2 protein-coding genes and 1 pseudogene are annotated in these 1,333 nt (G+C 71.1%); 1 reads left to right on the top strand and 2 read right to left on the bottom strand.

The window, feature by feature from the left end; translation table 11 throughout:
* Positions 1–534, bottom strand: a 534-nt coding sequence (locus CA983_RS43735) for a TetR/AcrR family transcriptional regulator (protein ID WP_086606120.1), incomplete at its 3' end; no start/stop codon positions are given.
* A complete protein-coding gene (locus CA983_RS43730; protein WP_086606119.1) occupies positions 534–854 on the bottom strand; it encodes a DMT family transporter in 321 nt (106 codons plus the stop codon). The genes CA983_RS43735 and CA983_RS43730, both read right to left, overlap by 1 nt.
* 169 nt (positions 855–1,023) lie before the next feature.
* Here CA983_RS43730 and CA983_RS43725 point away from each other — a divergent pair.
* A pseudogene (locus CA983_RS43725) lies at positions 1,024–1,333 on the top strand (AbfB domain-containing protein); the annotation flags it as partial.

The following is a 1,333-nucleotide window of genomic DNA, read 5'->3' as shown; positions in this document are numbered from 1 at the left end:
CGCCACCACCCGCCCCAGCACCTCCCGGGCGTACGCCTCGTCGTACGGCACCCCGGTCAGCAGCACCTGGAGACAGATGCCGTCGACGACCGCCACCAGCGCCCGCGCGGTCACGGGATCCGTACGCCGGGACAGCAGCTCGGCGAGTCCCTCGGCCCACTCGGCGGCGACGGGCCGCAGGGCGGGCCGGCGCAGGGCGGCGAGGTAGAGCTCGTACTCCAGCTCGACGCCCGTGCGGTCACCCGCGAGCCACTCCCCCATCCACGCGGCGAGTTCGGCGGCCAGATCGGTCCGGGGATCCTCCAGCGCGCCGCGCCCGGCGACGACTTTGGCGAAGCCCTCGTTGGCCTGCCGCAGGGCGGCGACCAGCAGTTCGTCGAGGGTCTTGAAGTGGTACGTCGTCGAGCCGAGCGGCACATCGGCTTCCGCGGCGGCGGTGCGATGGCTCAGCCCGGCGATGCCCTTCGCCCCGACGACCCGGATCGCCGCGTCGATGATCCGCTGCCGCCGCTCGGGGTCGTAGCGCCGGGGCATCAGTGGGCACCTCCCAGGTTAAGCACCACGACACCGATGATGATCAGGGCGATCCCGGCGGCCTTGGTGACGGTCATCCCCTCCCCCAGGTAGACGATCCCGATCGTCGCGATGGCCGCGGTGCCGACGCCTGCCCAGATCGCGTAGGCCGTTCCGACCGAGACGGTCTTCAGCGTCTGCGCGAGCAGCGCGAAGGAGACGAGATAGCCGAGGAGCGTGAGCAGCGAGGGCCCGAGTCGGCTGAAGCCGTCGCTGTACTTCATGGCGGTGGTCGCGCCCACCTCGGCGGCGATGGCCGCGGCCAGCAGCAGATAACCCATGTGTACGAGCGTACACATGACCTGTACACCCGTACGCAGCGAGGCAAGAGATATCGCTTTCAACAAAGACCTCCCAGTGATCCCCCTGGTCCACTACGGTGTCACCGATCACACACCGGGCGACCACAACTGCACCGCCGTCAAGGGCGCCCGCCGGAGGAAACAGAGCATGCCGAAAGACAAGTCCCGGCCCCCACTGGACCGCCCGTGGGAGAGCGGCTGGGCCCCGGACACCACCCGGGCACCGGGAACCCGACGGCTCTGGCTGGCAGGCGCCCTCGCCCTGGCCACGATCACCGCCTGCGTCACGGCCGTCACCGTGCTGGAGAACGAGTCCGGCGTTCCGGCCCGCGAGGCGGCGGAGCCGACCACCCTCGGCAGCTCGGCCCCGGGCGGTCTGATCTCCTTCGCGACTCCCTCCAAGGACGCCGGCAAAACCCCGGGTGCGGACGGCCACCGCCCGTCCCCCACCCCCACGC

The sequence above is a fragment of the Streptomyces swartbergensis genome (assembly GCF_002148965.1).
GTDB lineage: Bacteria > Actinomycetota > Actinomycetes > Streptomycetales > Streptomycetaceae > Streptomyces > Streptomyces swartbergensis.
The sequence above is the reverse complement of the archived record's forward strand: the minus strand, read 5'-3'. Positions and strand labels throughout refer to the sequence as shown.